This window comes from Streptomyces sp. NPDC002499 (assembly GCF_053595415.1).
Map to the genome: position 1 here is coordinate 484,500 of NZ_JBSFXO010000002.1, position 4,850 is coordinate 489,349.

A 4,850-nucleotide genomic window follows, 5' to 3' on the forward strand; every position below is an offset into this window, starting at 1 on the left:
AGGCATTGACTCGGCCAGCTTTACTTAGAGTAGCCTTGCCTAAGTTGGCTGGTTCCGGAGGGTGGCCTGGTGGGGACAGTGGTTTCATCGGGGCGGGACGTCCTGAGACGCTCGCTCAGAGGGCAGGCACGCCGGTTGGCCTACGCCTGCACGCTCGGCGCGTTCCACCAGGTGGGCGAGGCCCTCGTGCCGGTCCTCATCGGTGTCGTCGTGGACCAGGCGGTGGCCCGGCGCGACGGAGGTCTCCTCGCGCTCTGGCTCGGCGTACTCGCCGTCGTCTACGTCATGTTGTCCTGGAGCTTCCGGCTCGGCGCCGGAGCCGGTGAACGGGCCGCCGAGGAGACGGCACACGAGCTGCGGGTCGCGCTGTTGCGCCGGGTGCTCGACCCGCGCGGCGGTGCCGAGGCCGACCGCCTGCCCGGTGAACTCGCCAACGTGGCCACGGAGGATGCGAAGCGCGTCGGCGCGGTCACCATGGCCGTGATGAGCGGCGTCTGGGCGATCGTCGGCATGGTCGTGAGCGCGGTGGCGCTGCTGGTGATGTCCGTACCGCTCGGCCTGATCGTCCTGCTCGGGACGCCCGCCCTGCTGTGGTGCGGGCATCTGCTGAGCAAGCCGTTGGAACGCCGCAGTGAGACGGAGCAGGAGAAGGCCGCGCACGCCTCCGGGGTGGCGGCCGATCTGGTGGCCGGGCTGCGGGTGTTGAAGGGGATCGGCGCACAGCAGGCGGCCGTCGAGCGCTACCGCCGGACCAGCCGCGCCTCGCTCGTCGCCACGCTGCGCGCCGCGCGGGCGGAGTCCTGGCAGACCGGCCTCGTCCTCGCTCTCACCGGCGGCTTCATCGCGTTGATCGCACTCGTGGGCGGACGCCTCGCACTCGACGGCTCGTTGACGCTCGGCCAGCTCGTCTCCGCCGTGGGCCTCGCGCTGTTCCTGCTCGGCCCCCTGGAGGTGTTCGCCTGGGTCAACACCGAACTCGCCCAGGGCCGGGCCTCCGCGGCCCGGATCGCCGCGGTGTTCGCCGCCGAGCCGGCGGTCGTCGGCGGGGACGCGCCGCTGCCGAGCACGCTGCGCGGTGCCCTGCGGCTGCGGGGCGTACGGCTCGACGGACTCGACGGTGTCGATCTCGACCTGCCGGCCGGGCAGTTGACCGGAATCGCGGTGACCGACCCTGCCTACGCGCGGGCGCTGCTGCGCTGCCTGGGCCGTGACGCCGACCCCGAGTCAGGGCACGTGGAACTCGACGGTGTGGCGCTGACCAGCCTGGCCCCGGAGGAGTTGCGCCGCGCCGTGCTGGTCGCCGCCCACGACGCGGCCCTGTTCGAGGGCACGCTCGGGGCCAACATCGCTGTCTCGGCACCGACTTCGGGCAGCGCCTCGACGGCAGACCCGGATTCCGCCTCGTCGGCTTCTCCCGACCCGGCCCTGGACGCCGAGACGCTGCGCGCGATGGCCGCCTCCCGTGCCGACGAGGTCGCCCGGTCGCTCCCCTACGGCGAGGCCACCGACGTCGGTGAGGGCGGGCGGTCCCTGTCGGGCGGCCAGCGTCAACGCGTCCTGCTCGCGCGGGCGTTGCGGGCCGGGCGGCCGACGCTCGTGGTGCACGACCCGACCACCGCCGTCGACGCGGTCACCGAGGCGCGGATCGCCGAGGGCATCCGGGACTTCCGCCAGGGCCGCACCACGGTCCTGGTGACCAACAGCCCGGCCCTGCTGGCCGTCGCCGACCGGGTGATCCTGCTCGACGGCGGCCGGGTCGGCGCCCAGGGCACGCACGCGGAACTCGTGCGGACCGACGACACCTACCGGACCGCGGTGCTGACATGATCCCCGACACGACCACCACGGAACCGGTGGAGACGGTCACGGAAACGGGCGGCGGCCCCTCCCCCGCCACCGGCCGTGCCCTGCTGCCCACGGCCACGCCGGCCCGCACCAGAGCGGCGGTACGCGAACTGGTGCGCCCGCACCGGGCGTTGGCGCTTGCCGCCTTCGGGCTCATGGTGCTGGCCACCGCCGTCGGACTGCTCACCCAGCCCCTGCTGGGCCGCATCGTCGACCTGGTCACCCAGCACCGGGCGCCCGGCACCCTCACCTTCCCCGTCGTCGCGCTGGCCGTCGTCGCGGTGGTCCAGGGCGTGACGACGGCGTTCGGCATGACGCTGGTGTCGCGACTCGGCGAGACGGTGCTGGCCCGGCTGCGCGAGCGGTTCGTGGAACGCGCGCTGTCGCTGCCCCTGGAGCGGGTGGAGCGGGCGGGGTCAGGTGACCTCAACGCCCGGGTCACCCGGGACGTGTCCCGGGTCGCCGAGGCGGTGCGTACCGCGCTGCCGGAGCTGGCCCGTTCGGTCCTGTCCATCGTGCTGACCCTCGTGGCCCTCGCCGTACTGGACTGGCGGTTCCTGCTGGCCGCGCTTCTCGCGGTGCCCGTTCAGGCGTACACGGCCCGCTGGTACGTACGCCACGCCGTGCCGCTGTACGCCCGCGAGCGGATCGCCACCGGCGCCCAGCAGCAGCAACTCCTCGACACCATCGGGGGCGCGGCGACCGTACGGGCCTACGGGACCCAGGCCGAGCACACCGAGCGCGTCACCGAACGGTCGCGCGCCACCGTGGAGTTGACGATGCGGGGCGTGGGCCTGGTGCTGCGCTTCTACGGCCGGCTGCACATCGCCGAGTACGCCGGACTGGCGGCCGTGCTGACGACCGGCTTCCTGCTGGTGCGGGCCGACTCCGTGTCCCTGGGCACCGCCACGGCCGCGGCACTCTACTTCCACAGTCTCTTCGGTCCGGTCAACACGGCGCTGGTGCTCCTTGACGACGCCCAGTCGGCGACGGCCGGGCTGGCCCGCCTGGTGGGCGTGGTGGACGAGCCCACGACACCGACGGCGCCTGTACGGGCAACGGCCCCGAACTCCGCCGCCGCCGTCACCCTGCACGGGGTCTCCCACGCGTACGTGCCGGGCCGCCCGGTCCTGCACGAGGTCGACCTGACGGTCCGGCCGGGCGAGCGGGTCGCGCTCGTCGGCGCGACGGGGGCCGGCAAGACGACCCTGGCCAAGCTGGTGGCGGGCCTGCACCGGCCCGCGGTCGGCCGCGTCGACGTCGGCGGCGCGGAGCCCGACGAGGCCGGCCGCTCGGTGGCCCTGGTCACCCAGGAGGTGCACGTCTTCGCCGGACCGCTCGCCGAGGACCTGCGACTGGCCCGCCCCGAGGCCGACGACGACGAACTACGCAAGGCGCTGGCCACGGTCGGCGCCCTCGAATGGGTCGACGCCCTGCCCGAGCGGATCGAGACGGTCGTCGGTGACGGCGGCCACCGGCTGACCGCCGACCGGGCCCAGCAACTCGCCCTGGCGCGGCTGCTGTTGGCGGATCCTCCGGTCGCGGTGCTCGACGAGGCCACCGCCGAGGCCGGCAGTTCGGGCGCGCGGCAGCTCGAACAGGCCGCGCTGCGCGTCCTGGACGGCCGTACCGCGTTGATCGTCGCCCACCGCCTCAGTCAGGCCGCGTCCGCCGACCGTGTGGTCGTCCTGCACGAGGGACGCGTCGTGGAGAACGGCACACACACCGAACTCCTCGCCGCGGAAGGGCCGTACGCGGTCCTGTGGCGTGCCTGGTCCGACAACCGGTCCGACGGGACCTCCGGGACCGCCCACTGACACCCCCCGCGCACGTCCTCCTCGTACCGAACAGAAGGATCACTCGATGGCCCGCCCCAGAACCGCCGTCCGGCTGACCGGACTTCTCACCTCAGTCGTCCTGCTCCTGGGCGGCGGGGTCGCCTGCGGTTCAAGCGACTCCGACTCGTCCGGCTCCGCCGGTTCCTCCGACACCTCCAAGTCGACGGTGTCGGCCGACGCGTACCCGGTCACCATCCAGCACAAGTACGGCAGCACGACGATCAAGTCCGAGCCGAAGCGGATCGTCACTGTGGGTCTCACCGACCAGGACGCGGTGCTCGCCCTGGGCAAGGTGCCGGTCGCCACCACGCAGTGGCTCGGTGACTACAAGGGGGCCGTCGGCCCCTGGGCGCAGGACAAGCTCGGCAGTTCGGCGGCGCCCGCCCTGCTCACGGACTCCGGCACCGGTCCGCAGGTGGAGAAGATCGCCGCGCTGAAGCCGGACCTCATCCTCGCTCTGTATTCGGCGCTGACGAAGTCCCAGTACGAGAGCCTGTCGAAGTTCGCGCCGGTGGTGGCACAGCCCAAGGAGTTCAACGACTACGGCATTCCCTGGCAGGAGCAGACCGAGGAGATCGGCAAGGCGCTCGGCAAGCCCGACGAGGCGAAGAAGCTGGTGACGGGGGTCGAGGACAAGTTCGCCGCCGCCAAGAAGGCCAACCCCGCCTTCGCGGGGGCGACCGCGGTCATGGCGACCCCGTACGAGGGCACCTTCGTCTACGGCAGCCAGGACCCGCGTTCCCGGCTGCTGTCCGACCTCGGTTTCTCGCTGCCGACGGACCTGGACAAGCTGATCGGCGACCAGTTCGGCGCCAACATCAGCAGTGAGCGCATGGACCTGCTCGATCAGGACGTGGCCGTATGGATCGTGCCGGACCTGACGACCGCGGTCACCAAGCTGCACGGCAACAAGGTGTACGGCGATCTGAACGTCGTGAAGCAGGGGCGCGAGGTGTTCGTCAAGGAGACCAGCGACTACGGCAACGCGGTGTCCCTGTCCACGGTGTTGAGCATTCCCTACGTCCTGGACCGGCTCGTGCCGCAGTTGGCGGCGGCGGTGGACGGCAAGCCCGCGACGAAGGTCGAGCAGCCGGCGTCCTGAGCACGGCGGACATGCGAGAGGGGCGGGCGCCCACGTGGGCCCGCCCCTCTCGCATTGTGCGAACG

3 protein-coding genes are annotated in these 4,850 nt (G+C 72.5%); all 3 read left to right on the forward strand.

Features of this window, described 5'->3' with window-relative positions; all coding sequences use genetic code 11:
• Nucleotides 1-69 precede the first annotated feature (69 nt).
• The 3 genes from ACWD5F_RS06800 to ACWD5F_RS06810 are packed head-to-tail and all read left to right on the forward strand — an operon-like array spanning nucleotide 70 to nucleotide 4,785.
• Nucleotides 70-1,827 (forward strand): ABC transporter ATP-binding protein, encoded by a 1,758-nt coding sequence (locus ACWD5F_RS06800; RefSeq protein ID WP_451251790.1) that lies wholly within the window; start codon nucleotides 70-72, stop codon nucleotides 1,825-1,827.
• The gene (locus ACWD5F_RS06805; protein ID WP_451251792.1) at nucleotides 1,824-3,662 is read left to right on the forward strand and encodes an ABC transporter ATP-binding protein; all 1,839 of its coding nucleotides are present in this window, start codon (nucleotides 1,824-1,826) and stop codon (nucleotides 3,660-3,662) included. Before ACWD5F_RS06800 ends, ACWD5F_RS06805 begins: the two co-directional genes overlap by 4 nt.
• 46 nt (nucleotides 3,663-3,708) lie before the next feature.
• Nucleotides 3,709-4,785, forward strand: a complete 1,077-nt coding sequence (locus ACWD5F_RS06810; RefSeq protein ID WP_451251794.1) for an iron-siderophore ABC transporter substrate-binding protein — start codon at nucleotides 3,709-3,711, stop codon at nucleotides 4,783-4,785.
• Nucleotides 4,786-4,850: the final 65 nt, after the last annotated feature.